Source organism: Pseudoalteromonas sp. MMG005, assembly GCF_018101015.1.
Lineage (GTDB): Bacteria > Pseudomonadota > Gammaproteobacteria > Enterobacterales > Alteromonadaceae > Pseudoalteromonas > Pseudoalteromonas aurantia.
The window spans coordinates 85,853-109,371 of record NZ_JAGJEK010000026.1 but is presented as its reverse complement, the minus strand read 5'-3'; the positions used below and the strand labels follow the sequence as shown (position 1 = coordinate 109,371).

The following is a 23,519-nucleotide window of genomic DNA, read 5'->3' as shown; positions in this document are numbered from 1 at the left end:
TGGGGTGAGTAAAACGACCACGGCAGATTCAAGCGGAAATTGGACGCTGTCAGGCAATGAATTAGATATCAGTGCGCTCAATAACGGTAGCTTAACGGTATCGGCCAGCCAAGCGGATGCGGCGGGTAACACTTCTACTGCGGCCACCACCTCGATTTCCCTTGATAATGAGGCACCGAGTACGTTAACAATCACCACGCCAATTGAAGGTGATGGCATTGTTAACGCCAGTGAAGATAGTGATGTATTGGTTCAGGGTACTGGTGCAGAGTCGGGTGTTACAGTGACTATTGATATTGGGGGAGTCAGTAAAACGACCACGGCAGACTCAAGCGGAAACTGGACGCTGTCAGGCAATGAGTTAGATATTAGCGCATTAAATAATGGTAGTTTGACGGTCACAGCGACACAGTTAGATAGTGCAGGCAATACGTCAAACTCTTCAACACACACAATTACACTTGATAACATCGCACCCACAGGCCAAACCGCAGCGATAGATCAGAGCTTGATAAATGCGAGTAATGAAGCTGCGTTAAGCTTTACATTAAGTGGGTTAGAAAGTTCAGGATCATTTGTGTATCAAATATCTGATGGCGCAAGTACGGTTTCTAGCAGCTCAGCGACAACAATTACAGGATCAACGGCTCAAGTTACAAACGTTAATGTGTCAAACTTGAATGAAGGAACACTGACACTTTCAGCGACCGTGAGCGACGCAGCAGGCAATGCCGCTAGCAGCGTTACTGCGACCACAACAAAACGTTATAATGTAAAACCGGTTTTATCTGGTACAGCAATTACCTCAGTAAATGAAGATGCAGCTTATAGCTTTACACCGACGTTAACTGATTCAGATAGCGGTGATACACATACTTATTCTATTACAAATAAGCCCACTTGGGCAGCGTTTGATACCAATACAGGCGCGTTAACGGGCACCCCGACTGATGAACATGTAGGCACAACCAATAACGTGTCAATAAAAGTATCAGATGGTATGGAAGATAGCGACCCACTCACGTTTAATATTGAAGTAGTTAACACCAATGATGCACCAGTAGGGCAAGGTTTCGCGTTTAGCTTAAATGAAGGTGCATTGCTAACGAAAGGGGTTGCTGATGGGGTATTAAGCAATGCGACGGACGATGACACCGATAGTGGCGATACGCTATCGGCCGTGAAGGTAACAGATCCGCAATATGGGTCGCTTACATTTAATAGTGATGGCAGCTTTAGTTATCAGCATAACGGCAGCGAAAACCACAGTGACAGTTTTACCTATAAAGTAAGAGATGCCTCGAATGCGGAATCTACCACTCAGACCGTGACTTTAACTATGACCGCTGTTGAAGATGCACCAGAGGCAGTGGCAGATGCTTCTTCAACCAATGAAGATACTCCAATCACTTTCAGTGTTGTTGCCAATGATACCGATGCGGAAAATAATATGGTTGTGGCGTCAGCTGCAATTGTAGACAGTCCAACTAAAGGTGCGGTGACAATCGCAAATGGGGTGGTAACGTATACACCGAATAGTAACGAAAATGGGGCTGACTCATTTACGTATAATGTTAAAGATAGCACCGGGCTTGTGTCTGCTAAAGCCACTGTATCTATGACCATAAACGCGGTTAATGATGCACCTGTTGCCGCAAACTTTAATGAAACAGTGAATGAAGATATTGCAACTAATGCCTTAACTGTAAGATCTAATGCTTCAGATGTCGAAGATACCAACCCCTCAGGTGCGATTAGCATCGTGTCGCAGCCAACCAGAGGTACAGTTAGCTTAGACCAAACTAATGGCACTATGGTGTATACGCCAAATGCCAATGAAAATGGCACTGATACGTATACTTATACTGTTGCCGATTCAGCTGGATTAGCATCAAATACCGCCACAGTAACGGTTAATATCGGATCAATAAATGATAGGCCGGTCGCTGGTAATGACACAGTGACAACCCCTGAGGACACGTCGACTACACTTGCAATATTAAGTAATGACTCAGATGTGGAAGATCAAGCCTTTAACGGCGCTAATATAACCCTTGAGGACCAAGGCCAAGGGGTTGGAAATTATTCACTTGCAACGGTGACAGTGAACACCAATGGCACACTGAATATTGCACCTAAAGCAGATCTAAATGGGCAACAAACGTTTACTTACACTTTGACAGATAGTGATAATCTTGCCTCAGCAGCAGCAACGGTGACAGTGACTATTAGTGCTATTAATGATGCTCCAGTGGCAGTAGATAATACCGCGCAATTGTTAGAAGATGGGCAGTTTGAGGTTAACGTATTAGGTAATGATACCGATGTTGATAGTACACTTAATGCAAGTTCTGTCGCCATTGTTACTCAACCCATAAATGGTCAGGTATCAATAGGCTCATCGGGTGCAATTACATATACCGCGAATGCAAATTTCTTCGGTGAAGACACATTTACATATACGGTCGATGACCAAGAGGGCCTCACATCTAATGCTGCAACGGTTACTATGACGGTTTCTAGTGTAAATGATGCACCGGTTATATCTGGCTCACCAGCGTCAAATACAGACGAAGATGCGTTATTCACGTTTACACCGACGGCAAGAGATGACGACCAAGACAACTTGAGCTTCTCAATAACGAATCAACCATTATGGGCAACCTTCGATTCGACAACAGGCACACTCAGTGGTACGCCAACAAATAGTGATGTTGGCAGTTACTCGGGTATTGTTATTAGTGTGAGTGACGGTCAACTTAGTGATGCATTACCTGAGTTTACTTTAACTGTAAACAACGTTAATGATGCGCCTGTTATAGCAGGTAACCCAGCACTCAGTGTTTTACAAGATGAGAGTTACACATTTACGCCTCAGGCGAGTGATGAAGACTCTACATCGTTAACGTTTACAATAACGGGCTTGCCCAATTGGGCAAGTTTTGATGAAGCAACAGGGAGTCTAACTGGTACACCTAGCAGAGACAATGTTGGTGCGTACTCAGGCATTCAAATTTCGGTTTCTGATGGGCAGTTAAGTGCCTCTCTTGAGCGTTTTGATTTAGTTGTAGAGGCAGTGAACGCGGCACCTACATCAAGTAACATTCAGGCGACGGTAACGGAAGATGCAAATACCAGTTTTAGCGCTGTCGCGGAAGACATAGATAACGATCAGCTTACAATAAACATCAATACTCAACCGCAAAATGGTACTTTATCTGTTCAGGGTGATGTGTTTACTTATCAACCCTTTGCGAACTTCTTTGGGGTCGATAGTTTCACTTATAGTGCCTCTGATGGTGAATTAACGTCGAATATTTCGACGGTGTTTGTGACGGTGAACGCGGTGAATGATGCGCCCATCGCACAAAATGACGTATTTGCATTTAATACAAATTCAAGCAATACGTATTCGTTAAATGTATTAGAAAACGATACAGATATTGAGAACCAAGTATTAACCATTATTGGTGCGAGTGCATCACTGGGAACCGCAACGATTGTTAACAACCAAATTGAATACGTTGGTTCAGACAATACGCAAGGGACCGTGATTGTTAAATATTTAATTGAAGACTCACAGGGAGCGCGCAGCGGTGCAACAGCAACAGTCACCTTTAGCGCAAGTCAATCAACGGCTATTCCAACGATAACAGCACCGGTTGATGTAAGTGTTGATGCCACAGGGCTATTCACTAAAGTGGATCTAGGGACCGCCATAGCCACAGACAACCAGGGTAATTCATTACCAGTATCTTTGGTTGGAAGACAGCCTGTATTTGTACCGGGTAATCATATTGCCTACTGGCAAACAACCGATCAGCAGGGTCAGCAAGCTGTAGCGACACAAACCGTGTCAGTTCGTCCGCTTATATCGTTACAAAAAGACAGTCAGGTGGCAGAAGAGCAAACACATACCATTGATGTTTATTTGAACGGCCCAGCTGTTCAATACCCATTAACGGTGCCTTATACGGTATCAGGTACAGCTGATGGCAATGACCATGATTTAACCGCGGGTGAGTTTGTCATTGAATCGGGTGTTCAAGGGCAAATATCGTTCACTGTATTTGCAGATAACATTGCCGAAAGCAACGAGACCATTATCGTAAGTTTGAGCGACGCGCTGAATGTTGGTGCTAAATCAACGTCAACGGTGACCATCGTAGAGCAAAACGTTGCGCCATCTATCTCAACAACCGTTATGCAAGCCGGTGAAAAGCGACTTACATTAACATCGAATCAGAATTTAGTAACGGTTACAGCCAGTACATTTGATGCAAACTTATCAGATGTAGTCACGACAACGTGGTCTGGTGATACGGTGTTGGTTAATCAAAGTAATCAAGCTGAACAGTTCGAGTTTTCACCGCAAGGCATTGCATCAGGGGTATATAAGTTATCAGTTATTGCGGCCGATAATGCGGTACCAAGTTTATCCACGCAACAAGATATCTACCTTGAAATAGTGCCAGAATTACAAGCGTTAGGGAGTAACGATACGGATGGTGATCTCATACCAGATGATCAAGAGGGGCATAGTGATTCAGATGGAGATGGTATTCCAGATTTTCAAGATGCCATTAGTGATTGTAATGTAATGCAAGAGCAGGCCGCAGAGTCACAGCAGTTCTTAATAGAAGGTGATCCTGGGGTATGTTTACGCAAAGGCGCAACAGTACCTCAAAACACCACGGGCGGTGTTCAGTTATTGGTAACTGAATTACCTGAAGACCAAGATGCAAATAATATTGGTGGCTTGTTTGGCTTTATTGCTAATGGTCTACCTCAAGCGGGTGATACGTATAGTTTAGTAATACCACAAAGGAATCCAGTGCCAGAAAATGGGGTATATCGTAAACTCCGTAATGATCAGTGGGTAAACTTTGATGAATCAGGCGACAACAATATATTGTCAACACAAGGAGAGCCGGGTTACTGCCCACCACCGGGAAGCAGTGAGTGGCAAAGTGGCTTGGTAGCAGGTGCATGGTGTGTGCAGTTACAAATTGTTGATGGTGGTCCGAATGATGATGATGGCATCGCCAACCGCAGTGTTATTGATCCAGGTGGGATTGCAGTGCCTGTTAGCTCGAATCAGTTACCGGTTGCCAATAGTGATGAGGTGACCATTTCAGCAGGGCAAGAGGTCATTATTGATGTACTTGCTAATGACAGTGATGCTGATGGTGACGTATTGTCAATAACAGGTGCAACGGTAGACTTTGGTCAAGTAGCGATTGTGAATGAAAAGCTAGTCTATCAACCACCTGTGAACTTTTTTGGAAAGGCCACGATTCAGTACAGCATAAAAGATGGTAAAGGGGGGACATCTAACAGTACAGCAACGGTTAATTTAACTGTAAATTCAGCCCCTGTTGCACAAGCTGATACAGCTAACGTGGTTGGCTCTGGTAATGTTGTTATTGACGTATTAGCAAATGATTCGGATGCTGATGGTGATGTGTTATCTGTTATATCGGCAAGCGCAGAAACAGGTACTGCGGTTGTTAATATTGATAATACCCTTACTTATACGCCTAAATTGGGCTTTGAAGGCATAGACACCATTACATATCAATTGAAAGACTCGAAAGGCGCGGTGTCTCAAGGGGTCGTAAAAGTCACAGTGACTGCATTAAAAGCAGTTTCTATAGAAAACAAATCATCAGGAAGTTTAGGAGGAATAATTGTGTTAATGATTTCGGCACTTGTGATCCGCAGAAGGAAACTAGGGCTACCGAGTTTCGCTTTCGTATCGGCGACATGTTTAATGAGTGTTCCGGCTATGGCTAATACTTGGTCTGTTCAAGGTACGGCTGGTAAATCAAGTGCTAATTTTGCCTATGATTCGTCATTAGCTGCCTCAAATATTGATGACAGCAGCAATAGTTGGTCAGCGGGTATTTATTATGAATTACTTCCACAATTCACAATTGGTATTCGGTATATCGATTTAGGGCAAGGTAGGGTAACTTTCAATGGTAATGTTATTGCGCCAGATGATGCACAGTCACAAGTGAATCGAGTAGCGCCCATTTTACCAGAAGGTTTTGCGATGCAATTGGGTTACGATGTGTTTAATGTCAACTCATTTGAAGGCAAGCTTTTCTTAGGGGCGTTTGATTGGAAGTATCATTTGGATAGCACCAGAGATGGACGTTTTCACACCCGGTATGAAGATCAACAAACAGATCTTTACTATGGTGTTGGTTTAGCATATCACCTGTCAGACTCTGTTAACTTAGATGCGCAATATACACGTTATCCTTTGTCTGAAAACGACATTAACGAGCTATCGCTCGGTGTGACTTATCACTTCTAAAAATAGTAAAATAAAGCCCCTTTTGGGGCTTTATTTTAATCTGGCCGAGCCGAATATTTATGTGTTGGGTATATTTTTGTATAACAATGATATTAGCTTGAACGGTTGGCGATTCATGGTGTGTACCTTGCTTATTTAAACTGTAGTTGTTTTTGCCAAAGGCACATTCAGATTGGCAAGCGCTAATTTTGGAAGGGTTTTCAGTAGTTTTGACTTAATTGAGAGCGAAACTCGTCATTTATTAAGTTTTTACATCGAGTAGTTTCCAGGATGAGCTCAACGACACGGTGCATAATGGTGAAAAAGCGGCTGAACAGATAAATAAAAAGTATGCATATTACGGGGGCGGTATTAGCTCTATGGACGATTGCATATTGTACTGTGCAACGAAAAATATCTGTTAGGTAAATATTACAAAATTCATTACTGAAGGCGCAGATCAGAAAAAAGCTAAGATTAGTTGTAAAAGGAACTGCTTTGTATAGAAAAAGAATAAGTAATTTAGCTCAAAAATATATTACCTTACACACTTACTCAGGTGATATTGTAGGCCTTATAAGCAAAAGTTCGGCTTTTATTTCATCAAGACTCAAAAGTTAATAAGCTAAGTAGCACCAATAACTGTCTGAGCAGTGTTTGGTTTGATATGATTGACGTCATTTCAAAAGTTATATTTATATATTGGATGTATTAATGAAAAAGCTCTCTGCAGTACAAATAAAGCAACAAAAGGTTGTGTTAGACATCGCGGACAAATTAGAAGAGCAAGCTCGTAGTGAGATCCCCGGCATGGTGCAATGTTGGTTTAGTATGGAATATCACTTATTTCCAAGTTCATTGCTTCTACGGTTTCAATTTGAAAATGAACAAGCGTTAACCGCAGCTAAGCCAAATTTATTAAAATGGCAAAAGTCATTGAGCGCAGCAATGATGAAAAAAGGAGTCGTGCTAAAACAGATGCGCAATCACCTTGTTTTTACGTTAGAAGGGCCTGAAGACTAAAATAGTTGTGACTATTATGATTGATATACGCACTAGTAGTGATATTCAGGACTTCTCCAAGCAACATCAACACATTAAGTTTTTCCGATAGTATATTTAAATAAATCATTTTATTTTTCACCATCTTTTTATTGTAATAAAATATATTATATAATTAACTTGCAAGTTGTCAGATAAAGTTAACGAAAATTTCACTGTTATTTTTTAGCTATATTGATGAATGGGGGGTAGCTCAACAGCTGTATTTCAGGAAGTTAATTTAAGTAGTCAAAGACTTAATAATTATTCTAGTGTTGTGGTTGATAGTAAAATTCGAATGGTTTTTCTAAAATGGGTAAATTATACCGTAGATAAAAATGAAGAGTGAAAGAGTTTTTTAATAAAGTGAAAATCTCGGGAATAATATTCATGCTAACATCATTGATTATAGGATGAGAGGGAATGCCAATAGAATTATTTTTTGGGTGCTTGGTGGTAAAATAGCATTGACTCAGAAGTTATTGTTACCAATGCTGATGGTAATGTTTTTGGCAAATCTGCAGCTTCTAGTACCCATATTACCGTAATAAGAAATGCCCAAATGATGACTCGAATGCATGTACAGAAGATAGCCAAACTTTTATGCAGTGGTTAGGAAAAGTTAAGTTAATATAGGTATACCTATATTAACTTGTATAATTTTATAACGTAAAGCACACTAGCCAAGACTGTGAGATGACCACCTTAATTAACGTTAATTTTATGAGTTGTAATGGTCTGCCTGCTTTATTATTTATATGAAATTTATACATTTTCAAAAGTTGAAACATTGGAATGCCCCATGAATTAAAGCGCACGGAGAATTAATATGAGTGATGTATAGTAAATGATGCTTGTAGTGTTTCTACATAACTTATACATTATAGTTTAGAAGTGCAGGGAATGGTGTCTCTCCCCGTATTATCACCTTTTATTACCTTTCTAAAATAAACCTGGCAATAACGTCTTTTTAGTGTCATGGCATTTTTTATAAATAATAAAAATTACTTGGCTTTATTCAAAGCCCGCTGTTTTATCACGTGTTTAGAACCAAGAAATGGTGTGTAAGAATCTATTAAAATAGCAATAGGTTTACTTTTATTTACAAATATTGGACTATTTCTGTGAGAAAGACTTTAGCAGCACCTTAGTTTGTGTTAATTTTAGGTCCTAAGATGTATAAGGTTAATTTAACCGTTATTTGGTGATGTGCCCTGATATGTTTCAAGTAAATTTTAGATAATATCTCATGTAAATAGGGCGAAAAATGTGTTTGGAAAGGGTGTAAATTTAATTATAGGTATCGCTCTGGTTTCATTAGGCATACAGGATGAAAAATACGTGTATCTTGTTCTAGGATTAGGGTGTTTGATTGTATCAATTACCGGTTATTTGTTGGTTAAAAAAACTAAACTGTATTGATACACTGATGAATTGACGCAATATTCTCTATTATCGGTAGTTACAAGCCCAAAATCATCGTGTTTTCGGGCAATGTCAATTTTCTATTGATATGTATTCAATGTTAAAATGTAGCGTATACCTCAACTGCATAAGTGGTATGTAACGCGCTATAATTCACTATTGCTGGTGTCGCTTTTGCAGCTCCGATGTTCGCACGACTACATAGTTTATGAAGGTCTAAATCCTGATCGCACTTTATGATATTTGTATAGGTGATGTGCTATTGATCAATGTCAATGGCATCAATTGCAAGTACGACAGTATTCTCTAATTATTTTGAACGGTCTTTAGTATCAATTGCTTGATTGAAAATCATTTCACAAGACTTTCCTGCTTAAGATAATAGTTACCGAAAGAGTTGTATTGTAGCTTCTTGTCTAATAATATCGTCAACTAGGTTAAAAACATCACTGTCATTACACAATGGGTTAGTCTTAACCTGTTAGTCAGCATTACAGTATGAACGGCAAGGTTGTGAATGATACAGACCCTACGCTTTCATAATCAGATTCATATATAAACCCTAGCTACTTCAAGACTATCGATAACAGCTTGTTGAAGGTCTGTTAGCGTGACTTGAATATTGATTTATTGAGGGCCATATCAATACCAAAATTGGTTTGTTAACCATGTCCTTGATTGAATGATGCTAATGGGAGTCTCTAATACTAAATTTAAGGAAAATGAGATCAGTTTTTTCAGGTGGCGAGATTGTGAAGCTTTCACTTATATGAACTTCCCAGTATATGATATTTGTCTATGATGACGGTTTCGCCATCATTGTATAACTACACGCTATATCTAAATCAAGTTTATTGATTTCTTACGCTACCTTACCTCTAATAATTTTTGAAAAGCGACATGTAGCGCCTTATGTCGTATCAAAAATAGCATTTTCTTCTTGGAAGGATTTTAATTAAAAGTTATTATAGGTTTAGATTATACCCAGTCAATTGTTGTTGATGTTGAAAGAGGATAACATGCTTAACGTTATCCATTTTATTATATTAATATGTAGTACGTATATATATCGTTATTACGACAACGTAGCAACTATCTGATAGCGCTACTCGTATAATGGCGCAAAAAGTATGTTCGGGTACGCAATTTCACCTTATTGGTTTAAGTAAAGTCGACCCTGAATGTTGCGCCTCCTAAGTCATTTTTACATATCACTTCAATTTCAGCGTTATGGGCATGTGCAATTTCACTAACAATAGAGAGCCCTAGACCGCTTCCCGTTAATGCTGATTGCTCCTTCCTCCAAAATCGCTCAAATAACTTCACTCGGTCATCATCACTTATACCTGGGCCTGAATCTTTTACACTGATCCGTTTTTGTTCAATAATAAGTTGTACGCTGGCGTTTCTATCCGCGTACTTTAGTGCATTTTCCAATAGGTTTTTTGTCAGAATGATTAATGCGCCCTTATCACCCATAATCTCACAAGGCATGTTGTCTGCGTCCAATGACAGTTCTTTTTTATGCGTAACCGATAGTGGGCCTAGCAACATGCACACATCTTTCCCAATTTCCTTAAGGTCAACCAAGCTGTGGGCAAATCCGGCTTGATTTTGAGCACGAGATAAATCAAGTAGTTGTTCAATTACCCGAGACATATATTTAATATCAGCCATTAATGCAGGTTCCACCTCGGGCGGTATCTGAGTCAGCTCTACACGTGTCGACAGTATGGCTAACGGCGTGCGTAATTCATGAGCTGCGTTGGCGACAAAGCGTTTCTGTTCTTCAAATCCTTGCTCTACGCGCTCCATTGCGTCATTGAGCCCCAACACTAGGGGCAGTATCTCTGTTGGTACATCTTCTGTTGACAAGCGTTTATCAAGTTGATTTGGCTTTATTTGTAAAAGTTGAGAGGTGACATTATTAACAGGCCGTATAAGTGAACGAATAGAAACAAGGGTGACACTTACAAACACTAAAAACGCTGCGCCCATAGTGAGTGCCGAGACAAAACTTAAGGCGGGTTTTACAGCTTCATTGGCAAGCTCACCAACAAGGTCTTTCCGCGCTAAATCAACAGCTAAAAGCTGCTCTTTAAGTTGAAAAACAATTCTATACATGTCTGTACGTGAACCATTTTCATTGATACTTTTTGAGTATCCTTCTGGCAATATGTCGGGCATGGCGTCGAGAATAGTTGCTACTTTAGGATTTGTATACGAACGCAATATTACCTGACCAGAGTCTATATCCGTTATACGAAATCCAAGGTTATTATATAATGCATCGTATCCCCAGACTTCTGCCACTTGGTCGGGGTGATAGACAAGTTGATTGTGCTCGTCAAAAACTAAACTGGACTGAATATCTTCCGCCATACCAAACATACTTTTTTCTACCGCGAGATTGGCAAAGTTAATTGACATTAAATACAGCATGATGGCAATAAGCGAGAACACACCGCCACCGATCAGCAAAAAGTGTTTTAGCAAACGCCATGAAAGAGAGCTTTTGTTGAAAATCATGACAAAATGTATCCTATGCCTCGAATGGTGGTAATCTGTGTTGTTGCATCTGAACCTTCCAGTTTCTTGCGAATGCGATGGACTGCAACCTGAATCGCGTTATCGGTTACTTCGAACCCCATAGCATATATGGCATCAAATAAAGACTCTTTACTGACAGTGAGTGTCGCGTGTTTTAATAAGTACTCTAAGATGGCGACTTCGGTTTTCCCCATGGTAATATTTTTTGTATTCACCGTGACGCGTCGAGATTTAGTTTCAACGGTAACATTTCCTCTTGTTAGGTCGTTACCTGAATAATCGACCGGACGATGCATTAGTGCTCTAAGTCGCGCTTTTAGCTCATCAACAGAAAACGGCTTATTGAGGTAGTCATCAGCACCTAAGTCGAGCCCTTTAATTCTATCATCTATGCCACCCCTTGCTGTGAGGATCAATATAGGGATCGGGTTATTATTCGCTCTCAAATGTTTGATCACATCTAATCCATCTTTATCGGGTAACCCTAGATCTAAAACAACCCCATCATATTGCCACATAGTGAGTTGAGTCATCATGGTCGCGGCGTCTAACGCGATATCAGCGGCATGGCCATCTTGCATTATTGCTTTTTGTATAAATTCAGCAAGCTGTTGATTGTCTTCTGTTATTAAAACACGCATGGTTATTTCCTTTATCTCAATCATTTCAGTGTTTCTACTTCACTGACGGTGTTTTCGAGTAATAAATTAAGTGCCAGAGGCATCACAAACATCATTAAAGCTGTGGAGGTGATTAATCCGCCAATAACCGCCCATGCCAATGGCGGCCAAAGTGGGCTTTGCGATGACGTTAACGGTAGCATACCAACAATGGTGGTTGTTGTGGTCAACAAAATAGGTCTGAAGCGTTGCTGCACCGCGGTGGTTATTGCCAATTCTTTACTTAAGCCTGCTTTTAGCCCATTAATGGCACTTTCGATTAGTATAATACCGGTGTTAACTACGATCCCAGTTAATGCAAGTACGCCTAAAATCGACATAAAACCAAACGGGATATTCACTAACGACAGCATTGCGGGTGCACCAATGATCCCCATTGGGATGCTCAGCATAACCAATAAACTTAACCGGTATGAATTAAACTGCAAAATTAGCGCTATAAAGAGTAATACGATGCCTGCGGGCATTGCGACCAATAGCGCGTTATTTGCCTGACTTGATTCTTGTGCTTCACCACCAAATTTTATGGTAACGCCGTACTGTTTCGCCAAATCATTTATTTGACCTTGCAAATCATCAATAATGTCTTCTTCGTCTGCATTATGGCGCACATCAGCGAATAGGGTGCGTGCATAAAAGCCATTGTAGCGAGTAATTACGGGTGGTGCTGCGGTAACTATTTGTTCTGCAAGCAATGAAAGAGGAATAAAGCGATTATCTTGCATCATAACTTGTGTGTTTAGCAACTCGGTTGAGTTGTTAACCGGCTTTGGAACGGTTATGACTAAATCAACTGGGTTTGTTGTGTAGTTCAATGTGGTTGCAGTTAACCCTGAGCTTTGCCAAGCCAAATAACTATTGAGGTCGTGTTCAGTAAGCTGGCTCAGTTGTAACTGTTGTTTGTTAATCGATAGTGCAAGTTGCGGTTTGCCTAATCCGTAGTTACGCCGGGTGTTTTGAGTATCAAGATGCTGTGACAGGAGAGAGTATATAGCCTCTGATGCGGCTAAGTTCGCGTACTCACTGCCACCAAGTACTCTCAATTCAATGGGGCTAGAAATAGGAGGCCCTTGGCCAAGTTCACGAGCGATAACAATAAAATCAGAGTACTGGACGACAAATTGCTTGTTAAGGTGTTCTACAATTGATGAAACTAGAGTATCAGGTGTTGTTTCAAAGACGATACGTGCGATATGGCTTTCATTGGGCTGTTGTGCCAAATTGTAGTAAAAACGGGGCCCTGAATTACCTGAAAATAGATAGGTATGGGTAATTTTATCATTGCCTTTCAATTTGTGAGCAATGTGTTTGGCTATTCTTGTGGTTTCGTCGACGGAGGTACCAAAAGGAAGTTGAATATCAATATATGCTTGGTTACGACTTGTTTTCGGAAAAAACTCACCATGACTGCTGGGCAAATTCATTATGAGTACAATGAATACAACAGTCATTGTTAATGTGCTTTTTGGGTATTTTAATGACCACAACGCGATACCCTTTGCAACTGTACTAAGTGGGTGATTAGTCGTGCGGTAAGGCTTGGAATTACGGGCAAAAAACATGCTCATAACGGGGACCAGTGATAATGAAATTAGATAGCTTAAAACAATACACATAATCACGAGCACTGGGATCGTGGCGATGAAATCAGCAACATTGCCTTTTGACAGTAACATAGGAATGAATGCTGCAATGGTGGTAAGCGTCGCAGTTGCTAATGGCTTATACAACTCTCGAATGGCCATTAAAGGTGCTGCCACTCGAGACGCGCCTTGCTCTAAGTGATGAACAATACGTTCAGCCGTGACGATGCTATTGTCAACCATTAACCCCAACGAGAGAACCAAACCTGCAATTGTCATTTGATGAATAACCCCCCCAAACATGCCAAATATACCAAGTGCAGAGAGTGCAATTGCTGGAATAGAGACACTAACAATTAATGCGCTACGAAATGACATCAGGCACATTAATACCACTGTCACACCCAAGCAACTGACTAACAATGAGGTTAAGAGTGAACTACGACGCTTTTGAGTCCAATCAGGTTGGAATAAATGAACATGCACTTTGAAAGGAGCATATTGGTGATTCAATCGTGCGATTTTCTGCTTAATACGTGCACCAACAGCGGTGACTTGGATAGTATCTGGGGGTAATGTAAGTGCAATACCCACAGTACGTTTGCCATTAATCCAAAATTGTTCATTACTAATTGGGTCTATTCGGTAGGCTACATCGGCAATGTTTGCCAGTACCATAGCACTGCCATTTGGTGAAAATATCTGCGTACCCTTGACTTTGTCTAACGTAGAGATCCGGGTTAATGAGTTAAAACCCGTTGTAAACGACCCGTTTTGTAAAATTGGTGGGGTCGCTTCGGTATTGAGCTGGGCTACATGCTTTGCTATTTTTGTTGGCGTTATTCCTGTTTCTCTCATGCTTTGTGCAGAGTATGCTATTTGTAATTGCTCTTTAGGGGCACCTATCAAGGTTGCTGTACGCACGTCGGAAAGCGAGAGTAGCTCGTCCTTAATTTTTAAAGCGAAACGATGGTCATGGAGTATGCCGTTCCCTGTGCTTATAGATAACACAATGCCTTGTGTGTCTTGAATACGATCATGTACTGAAATATTAATAGGATTTAATTGAGGCTCAAGTTGACGAATGCGATCTTTGATCCGCTGCCAAATTGGATCGGTATCGTAAATGTGCTCCTTCAGTTCAAGGTCAATATTTGCGTAACCTTGCTTTATTCGCGCGCTGAAGGTTTGTATTTCGTCTATTTCGCTGAGCACTCGCTCAATAGGTCTGACTCCTTCATCTGTCAGCTGTGTGATGTCCATACCTGGTTTAACCAGCAATATCATACCATTTCTATAGGGGAAGCTTGGATCTTCTTGCTCATTGGCACTATGCCATGCAACAAGACCTGTAATCGTTAAAATAGCGACGATACCAAGAACTAACCGTGCTTGTAGATACCATTTGGTTTGGGACATAGACATAAAGTTACCTTTTGACTAGTTGGGCCAAATTCAATTGGCTGTTTGTTTCAGAGACAAGGCTGAGGGGTTGTTCAAGTGAGGAGGTGCTTGTGACAAGCAAACCATTTTCTTCGATTGCGACTACCGAGACAGGATATTGGGTCGTGCCATCTGCGGTGAGTAAATAAGCTTGGTCGAGGGCATCATAACGCAGTGCTGATGGTACCACTTTATATAAAGTTTGATTGGTAATGGGTAAATGTAATTGCGCTGTAAGGCCGACATTATTGGGTGTACTGTTTGGTATAGACACGGTTATATCGAATAACGCAAGTTCGCCAATACTTGGCAAACTCCGTTCTGAGATCTGACCATTAAAAGTCGTATTAATATTGGGTAATGTTATTGTTACTTGCTGCTGGCTTTCAAGTTTAATCGCAATGCGTTCAGGGACTGAAAATGTCACTTTTTGTCGCTCGGTTGACTCAAATCGCAATATATTGCTACCTGAATTTACATAGTCGCCTCCGCGTAAATACAGTTTTGCAATTACGCCTGAGTGGCGAGCAACTAATTGGGTTTCTTTTTGCTGGTTCTGCGCTTCATTAAGTTGTGCAAGTGTATTGTTAACTTGCTGTTTTGCCACTTGCAGTGCACGAATGGCATCGTCTAGCATTGCATCAGACTGTAACTTTTTGCGAACCAGTTCTGTACTGCGTTTTTTTTGCGCCTGAGCTTGAAGCAACACTGCTTTTGCACTTTGATAATCAGAGTCTCTTGCTGCAACACGCTGAGATAGGGTTGGAGAGTACAGCGTTGCTAGTACATCTCCTTTATTTACCAGTTGACCTTCTCGTACCACAACGTGATCGATTCTACCATCGACAAACAAGGCCATATCATAACTGGTGTAGCCTTGAACGCGGCCATAGAAAATCTGTTCAGGTACTTTGTTGACTCGCGTGGCGTAAACACTGTCACTTACTATTGTAGCTGGCTTATCTGCGTTATCACCTAACGTCTCGGTTTCTAAAGGTTGCTTGTTACACCCGATTAAAGTGGCACATGCAGTGATCAAGTATAGGTATTTAAATACACTCTCATTAAAATACATACGCGTAGCCAACCAAAATCTGTGCAGAACCTGATTTATCAATTAACGGCGAGTCTTTGATATCGCTGCCATAAGATAAATAACTAATATCCGCTTTTATCATGTGCTTTTTATTGAACATCCAGGTGCTATTTACGCCTATCTCAAAGCTTGTTGTAGCCCCAGGTTGATAAAATTGGCGAGTGCTGAACGTTTCGTTTTGCATTACTCCAAAGTAGTAATCTACTAGATCATCGCTTTGATAATTTGCACCAATATAAGGCATTATTCGCCCATTATTCAGCATAAAAGGCACGCCATAACTTGCGCTTAATTCATATCCCTTATGGGTGCTGGATATATCGTGCGTAAATTCAACGCCGAACTCACCAAATTGTGTGTCTATTTCCGCTTCAATCCCCGCATCAAAACTCATATCGCGGTCTTCCATACCCTTGAATATATCGCTGTCGGCTTGTTCATAACCATCAAAGCGCAGGTTGGCAATGGCAGAGATTTCTAGCGTTTGATTGGCAAAAAATTGATAGCTGGCACGCGGACCGAGCAAAGAGAAATTACCGTATTGTAGTCCAACTATCGGGATCAAATTAGTTTCATTTCCTACATCTATATAGCCTTGGTCTTGAGAAATTGTGGCAATGCCTAAGCTCCATGTTAATTCGGGTGAGGGAGTATTGGCGTGCACATATGTAGAGCAAGCGAGTAGACAAGCCACGTAACCGATTTTTGTTAAAGTCATACTATATCCTTTGCAAGTAGGTAAAATGTTATTCCGTGCTATTGTGTTCATTTAACGACAGAATGAGTTGATGTAGGTAATGTAAAGCACGAAGCTTTCTAGAAACTTACAATACGTAATTATTTTAAAAATATGAGATTTCGCAGGCTTTAGGTCGCTATGAACGCGAATTCAAGAGGCAATATGACATCGAAACTGTATACCGAATTTGCAACAGAATATGACCAAGTAGTGCAAAGTAATATATATAATGCGCATTATGAACGGCCCTCTTTGCAAGCGCTAATAGATAGAGTGAAAGACTTAGATGTATTAGATCTTGGTTGTGGTTCAGGTATTTATGCTGACTATTTAATATCTCGAAATGCAAAATCAGTGACCTGTGTAGATATTTCTGATGCGATGGTTGCACTTGTGCGAAACCGTTTAGGTGCACAGGTAAATGTCTATCAGCAAGACCTAACGCATGGCCTCCCACGGGAAGCATCAAATAGTAAAGATTTAATTATATGTCCGCTAATGGTGCATTACTTAGCAGACTTGGTGCCTTTTTTTAACGAAGTGTATCGCGTACTAAAGCCATCAGAACATATTGTTTTTTCAACGCATCACCCGTGTTCAGAGGCTGAATTGAGCCAAGCCAACAACTATTTTGCAACAGAAAGGGTGACGGATGTATGGGGAACGATAGGGCAACCAGTACAAGTACAGTTTTTCCGACGCTCATTGACACAATTATTCACTGCGATAACTCAATCGGGTTTAGTGGTCACACAACTAACGGAAGGGCAGGTGGCACGAGAAGCTGAAGTGCTGTGCTCAGCCACATATAGAAAGCTCTCCAGTGAGCCTGCTTTTGTGTTTATTAAATCTAAAAAAGCGTAATTTTCATCACATCTGGCGTTATTAGTAATTTATCGCAAATAGGGTGCGCTAAATTTCGAAGTGTTTAGAATTAAATAGAAATAATTATCATTAGAGGTTTTTATGCAAGTCGCTGCTCGTGCCGTATTATGTTTGTTGGCTACTGCCATTATGTGTGTTGCTAGTGATAGCCATGCTAATTCAACAGAGGTTGATGTTTTTCTGCCCACACTTGACCGCTCCCCTGAGACGATCCAATTAACGGGCTCGATAGAGTCAGCGCAACATGCAAATATCGCAACTATGGAAGCGGGGTCGGTTTCGACGCTGTTTGTTGATGTGGGTACCGAGGTAGCCAAAGGGGATAAGTTACTGCAATTGAACGCCACGTTAGCAAAGCTTGAGTTAGATCAGGCGAAAGCGAGTTTACAAGCGGCTAATATTGCCAAAATAGAAGCTGAACGTCTCCTTAACGAAGTTGTGGCTTTATCTAACCGGCAAAGCGTTGCAAAAACACTTATTGGTGAACGAAAAGCGAATTTGGCTAACGCACAAGCTGAATTGATTAAGCAGCAAGCAGCTGTATCATTACAGCAAGAATTAATACAACGTCATACACTATATGCCCCTTTTTCAGGGGTTATCGCAAAAAGAGAAGTGGATATTGGAGAGTGGATCACACCACAAAATAGTGTCCTGACGTTAGTGGGCCAGTCTAACTTACGTTTGGTATTGGATGTACCGCAAGAATACTATACGCAAATGATACAACAGCCTCACCTTAGTGCGACGGTAAATGCCGATACACTAGATAGCAGAGCAATAGACATTACTGTGAGCCGTATAGTGGGAGTTGCAGACCCTATAAGCAGGACGTTTGTTGTACATGTAGATTTACCAAGCAATAATATGGCGACAGGTGACTTTATCACAGGTATGTCTGCAACAGCGAAAATACATATGGCGTCTCAAAAAAATACCGTGTGGTTACCTAAAAGTGCGATTAAACAGCATCCAGATGGCGGAAGTAGTATATTTGCAATTGAAAGTGGAATAGCAACGAGATATTTAGTTGATATTATCGAATCACACGCTGATAAAGTGGCTGTGACTGGATTAAATGGCACTGAACATATTGTTGTTTCAGGTGTTGAATTACTTAAGAATGGGTCATCGTTAACCATTAAATCTACAGTAGGCAGTGCGCTATGATTGAAGCTGCTGTAAAACGCGGAACGCTAGTCACGGTTGTCGTGCTGATCACGACAATATTAGGATTGATTTCTGCGCTAAATATTCCAGTACAGATGATCCCTGACTTAGAAGTACGGACGATCACGGTGCAGACAGGGTGGCCGGGTGCGACACCGCAAGATGTAGAAAAAGAAATCTTGATTGAGCAAGAACGTTATTTAAGAAGTCTGCCTAACTTAAAGCGGATGATATCGTATGCAGAAATGGGTGAGGCAACGGTAGAGTTAGAGTTTCCATTTGGCGTTGGAGTGAATGACGCGCTAATTCGCGTTAATAATGCATTAAGCCAAGTACCCGCTTATCCTGAAAACGTTGACCAACCAAGGCTGTTTTCCAGTTCATTCTCTAATAATGCTTTCATGTATTTTTTGCTTAAACCGCAACCAGGTAATCCGTTGCAACTCGACATGGATTTATTACGAGATTTTGCTGAAGATTTTATTCGCCCTCGTATGGAAAGTGTAGCGGGCGTGTCTGAGGTTCGAGTTGGAGGGGGCGCACAACGTCAGATCCAAATTAAAGTTGATGCATCGCGGTTAGCGCAGCGTGGGATCAGCTTAACTGAGGTAAGAAATGCTATTAGAACACGAAATAGAGATGCTTCGGGCGGGGATATTGAAAGTGGACAGAGCCGCTACTTACTTCGTGTTGTTGGGCGCTTTGATAAACTTAGTGAATTAGAGAACCTCATTATTAAACGAATTGGTTCAGCTAATGTGTTACTCAAAGATGTGGCCAGTGTGTCGCTTGATCACTTTGAGACGCGCGGTATGTCTTATTCAGATGGTGAACGCACGTTAAGTTTATCGGTTAGGCGAGAAAGTGGTTCTAATGTACTAGCGATAAAAGAGCAAATGTTGCCGGTTATTGCTGAGCTTAATGCGCAACTATTAACGCAGAATGGCTTGGAACTGAAGTTGCTCAGTGATGACGTAAAGTACGTGAAAAGCTCATTGCAAAACGTATGGACTAACTTGGCATTAGGCGCATTATTGGCCACGCTTGTGATGTATTTCTTTTTACGCTCAGGGCGCGCGACATTAGTAGGCATAATGGGGATACCGTTATGTACGGTTGCTGCTTTTTTTGCGTTAATGAGTTTCGGTCGTACTATTAATGTTATCTCTTTAGCTGGTGTTGCATTTGCAATCGGTATGACCGTTGATAATACCATTGTGGTACTTGAGTCTATTGTGCAAGCAAAGCGAGAAGGACTTAGTAAGCGTTTAGCAGCAGTGAAAGGTGTGACCGAAGTTTGGCCTGCGGTATTAGCCTCAACAGCCACAACTGTGTTGGTTTTTGCGCCGATACTATTTGTTGAGCAAGAAGCTGGGCAATTGTATTCTGATATTGCCATTGCTATTTCAGGGGCCATCATTGCATCGATGCTCGTTGCATTATTTGTTGTACCAGTGGCGCTTGCGCATTTTGGTAAAAAACAAGATTTAGATGAAAAACAACAGTTTGAACTTGGAACATGGTGGTTATCAATATCTAAACAGTTTATGCGTTCGCAGCAACAAGCACGTGTTATTAGCGTAGCATTCATTATTGGGATTTTAGGGTTGGCATATACTTTGATGCCTGCCGCGGAGTACTTGCCAGAAGGAGAAGAGCCGAAAGCTTTTTCAATGATGATTGCGCCGCCTAACTATAACCTATCGGAAATGGAAAAAATTGGCGCCGAGTTAAGAACCTTTTTTGATGCGCATGTTGAAGCGAATAGTGTGGCTTATGATACGGGTAAAATCACAATGCCACCACTTGAGTATTACTCGATGTCAGTGTCTGTTGGCCGCATTTGGTTTTTAAGTGCACCGGTAGATTCAAAAAATATCAATGCGATGATGTCAGCAATTACAACCAAGTTTAAAAGCTATGATGGTATGCGTGCATTTTCTGCTCGTGGGTCAATTATTTCAAGTAATGATGGTGGTACGCGTGCCGTTGCTGTTGATATAGCCGGTAGCGATATCACCGAATTATATAGTGCGGCGGAAGCGGTATATGGCGAGGCAGAGCGACTATTTGATGATCCACAAATTGACTCAGACCCTGGCTCTTTGACGCTGGAGCAGCCCTTAATTGAAATAAAGCCGCGATGGCATAGATTGGCAGAGCTTGGGATCAGTAACGGTGATTTTGGTTATACTGTGGCAGCGATGAGTGATGGAGCATATGTTGATGAGTTCATTTTGAATGATGACAAAGTCGACATGTTCTTGTTTAGTGGTGCAGGAAACCGACAAGACTTAACTGAATTGGCTAATACACCAATTGTTACCCCCCATGGGCAGGTTTTACCGTTAAATGCATTGGCAGATTTGGTGGAGAGTAAAAATAGTAACTCTGTACGCCGTGTTGATGGAAATCGTACAGTCACGGTTTACATTATTCCGCCACGAGACGTTGCGTTAGAAACTGCAGAAGAAATTGTACGCCAACAGTTACTGCCAAATTTGTGGCAGCAAGGTAAAATTGCACAAGGTATTAAGCTCAATATCAGTGGTGCAGCAGACCAACTTGAAGCAACTAAATCCGCGTTGTCAGGCAATTTTGTGATTGCATTGGTTTTAAGTTATTTGCTGCTGGTGGCTATATTTACGCATTGGCGTTACCCTCTGTTTATTTTAGCAACGGTACCGCTTGGTATGGCAGGTGGTTTGCTGGGGCTGGTTACTGTTAATGGGATCAATAGTATGCTGACAGGGCTCGGTATCGCCGCTTTTCACCAACCGTTTGATATGATCACCATGCTAGGTTTTCTCATTTTATTGGGTACGGTGGTAAACAATCCGATTCTTATTGTAGATCAAACTCGACGCTTCATTATAGATAAGGCTATGCCTGTCCGTGAAGCTGTTGAACAAGCAGTGGCTAAGCGTTTAAGACCTATCTTGATGTCAACAGCAACAACGATATTTGGGTTAGCACCTTTGGTACTTATTCCAGGTGAAGGTACTGAACTTTATAGAGGCGTAGGGGTGATTGTGCTCAGTGGTATATTGGTTTCAACGGTATTAAGCTTGACCTTTTTACCTGCGTTACTTGTCGCGGTTATTAACCAGAGTGAACGAAAATAACGCTGCATAATCGTTTGATAGGCGTCACGGTAAGACGACCATGTAAGTATTACATGGTCGTTTGGTTATTGATGTAAATATTGAATTATCTTATGAAAGGCGTGTTTATTTTTTCGCTATCACCCAAACCGCATGAATAATGCCGGGTACATAACCAAATAGGGTGAGTAAAATATTCAACCAAAAAGCCCCTCCCAAACCGACCTGTAAAAACACCCCTAAAGGCGGCAGCAATATCGCAATTATTATTCGTAATAAATCCATAGTTCACCCACTTACTGGTTATAGTTCACCTCAGCTCTGGATAAGCGAATTTGCCCAATAAAGCTATTTTTCTCACTCTCGGCGTTGCTTTCATTTGTAATAGCCCGCTATTACTGCATAAAAGCGCCTTGATATTGAACAAAATATCATCATTGGATTGTACGTAAGTTTGTCTACAAAATATTTCCTATTTCAAAACCCTTATCCAAACCTGAGGTTAGTTAGTTTTCTTAACTAGGTATAGCAGAGATTGTTACATACGCGACTAAGTCGTCTTATTAATTAAACGCGTAACCTAGTTTTAGATACCAAGACTTTGTTAATCTCCTGAAGTGGATTTAAACCTTTCTTTAAATCACAGCGTCTAAGAGGAGGCATTTAACAATTAGGTAGGGAAATTATGAAAACGATAAGTGGGCTCTTAATTGCGTGGATATTGGTGTGTTATGTGGGAGAGGTGGTTGCAATAGAGCAAAAGAAAGTGCTGATCATGGTATCGAATACTTTAGATATGGGGGATCCAGAAAAACATGATGCACGGAATAATTTATGGGAGGTCGCGCCTCCACACCATGTTTTCATGAGTCATGGGTATTCTGTTGACTTTGTTTCACCCAATGGCGGAAAGGCTGAATTTATGATGAACCCCGTTGGGATCAGCAGCTATACAATTAAATATGAAGGGTTTGCTGATAAAACACAGCGAACTTTAAAACCTAAACAGCTAGACTTGAGTCAATATTGGGGCGTATTTATTGGAGGAGGTTATGGTCCCTTATTTGATATTGCTAACAATAAAAGTATGCAAACCATCATTGCTGCTGTGTATCAAGCTGGAGGAATTATTGGATCAAGTGGCCATGGCGCTGGAGCATTTGCAAATGTGATTTTACCGAGTGGCGCATACTTAGTGCAAGGAAAGAAAGTAGCCGGTTTTCCTGACTCAACAGAAAAATCAAAGTCATGGGCGAAGCAGGGCACTTTGTTACCATTTTTGGTAGAAAGCCAGTTAAACAAAAATGGCGCAAAAGCACAAAATAAAGAACTATTGGTTGATAAGCATGAGGTTATTGTTGACCAAAGAATTGTCAGTACTATGTTCTTACCGTCAGCGGCACTAGTGGCAAAAGAGATGATTAGGTTACGAGAATTGGGTAGTAAGCATTGATATATTTGATAAAGATTTAATCATTATAAATTAATGATTGAAATTT

At 41.1% G+C, this 23,519-nt stretch carries 12 protein-coding genes; 6 read left to right on the top strand and 6 right to left on the bottom strand.

Going from position 1 to position 23,519, the window contains the following annotated elements; genetic code table 11:
* Both J8M01_RS19715 and J8M01_RS19710 read left to right on the top strand, forming a co-directional pair.
* Positions 1–6,325, top strand: a 6,325-nt coding sequence (locus tag J8M01_RS19715; protein ID WP_211059061.1) for an Ig-like domain-containing protein, incomplete at its 5' end; no start/stop codon positions are given.
* A 693-nt stretch (positions 6,326–7,018) separates the two neighbouring features.
* Positions 7,019–7,327: a hypothetical protein gene (locus J8M01_RS19710; RefSeq protein ID WP_211059060.1), complete on the top strand. Its 309-nt coding sequence runs from the start codon at positions 7,019–7,021 to the stop codon at positions 7,325–7,327.
* Between the two features lie 2,604 nt (positions 7,328–9,931).
* On the opposite strand, the gene J8M01_RS19705 is transcribed toward J8M01_RS19710, so the two are convergent.
* Genes J8M01_RS19705 through J8M01_RS19685 form a run of 5 tightly spaced genes read right to left on the bottom strand, consistent with a single transcriptional unit; the run spans position 9,932 to position 16,840 of the window.
* Entirely contained in the window at positions 9,932–11,299 is a 1,368-nt protein-coding gene (locus J8M01_RS19705; RefSeq protein WP_211059059.1) for an ATP-binding protein, read from the bottom strand.
* Positions 11,296–11,961, bottom strand: a complete 666-nt coding sequence (locus tag J8M01_RS19700) for a response regulator transcription factor (RefSeq protein WP_211059058.1) — start codon at positions 11,959–11,961, stop codon at positions 11,296–11,298. The genes J8M01_RS19705 and J8M01_RS19700 overlap by 4 nt, the downstream gene beginning before the upstream one ends.
* A gap of 20 nt (positions 11,962–11,981) precedes the next feature.
* Entirely contained in the window at positions 11,982–15,008 is a 3,027-nt protein-coding gene (locus tag J8M01_RS19695) for an efflux RND transporter permease subunit (protein WP_211059057.1), read from the bottom strand.
* Between the two features lie 4 nt (positions 15,009–15,012).
* Positions 15,013–16,101: an efflux RND transporter periplasmic adaptor subunit gene (locus J8M01_RS19690; protein ID WP_211059056.1), complete on the bottom strand. Its 1,089-nt coding sequence runs from the start codon at positions 16,099–16,101 to the stop codon at positions 15,013–15,015.
* Positions 16,091–16,840, bottom strand: coding sequence for a MipA/OmpV family protein (locus J8M01_RS19685; protein ID WP_211059055.1), 750 nt, complete (start codon positions 16,838–16,840; stop codon positions 16,091–16,093). The genes J8M01_RS19690 and J8M01_RS19685 overlap by 11 nt, the downstream gene beginning before the upstream one ends.
* Positions 16,841–17,023: 183 nt before the next feature.
* Between J8M01_RS19685 and J8M01_RS19680 the strand changes: the two genes are divergently transcribed.
* The 3 genes from J8M01_RS19680 to J8M01_RS19670 all read left to right on the top strand — a co-directional run bounded on the left by J8M01_RS19680 (position 17,024) and on the right by J8M01_RS19670 (position 22,041).
* Entirely contained in the window at positions 17,024–17,725 is a 702-nt protein-coding gene (locus J8M01_RS19680; protein ID WP_211059054.1) for a class I SAM-dependent methyltransferase, read from the top strand.
* Between the two features lie 102 nt (positions 17,726–17,827).
* Entirely contained in the window at positions 17,828–18,916 is a 1,089-nt protein-coding gene (locus tag J8M01_RS19675) for an efflux RND transporter periplasmic adaptor subunit (protein ID WP_211059053.1), read from the top strand.
* The gene (locus tag J8M01_RS19670; RefSeq protein ID WP_211059052.1) at positions 18,913–22,041 is read left to right on the top strand and encodes an efflux RND transporter permease subunit; all 3,129 of its coding nucleotides are present in this window, start codon (positions 18,913–18,915) and stop codon (positions 22,039–22,041) included. The genes J8M01_RS19675 and J8M01_RS19670 overlap by 4 nt, the downstream gene beginning before the upstream one ends.
* Before the next feature lie 105 nt (positions 22,042–22,146).
* Here the strand turns inward: J8M01_RS19670 and J8M01_RS19665 are convergent, their stop codons facing one another.
* Entirely contained in the window at positions 22,147–22,305 is a 159-nt protein-coding gene (locus tag J8M01_RS19665) for a YqaE/Pmp3 family membrane protein (RefSeq protein ID WP_192507372.1), read from the bottom strand.
* A 400-nt stretch (positions 22,306–22,705) separates the two neighbouring features.
* Between J8M01_RS19665 and J8M01_RS19660 the strand changes: the two genes are divergently transcribed.
* Entirely contained in the window at positions 22,706–23,473 is a 768-nt protein-coding gene (locus J8M01_RS19660; protein ID WP_211059051.1) for a type 1 glutamine amidotransferase domain-containing protein, read from the top strand.
* Positions 23,474–23,519 lie beyond the last annotated feature (46 nt).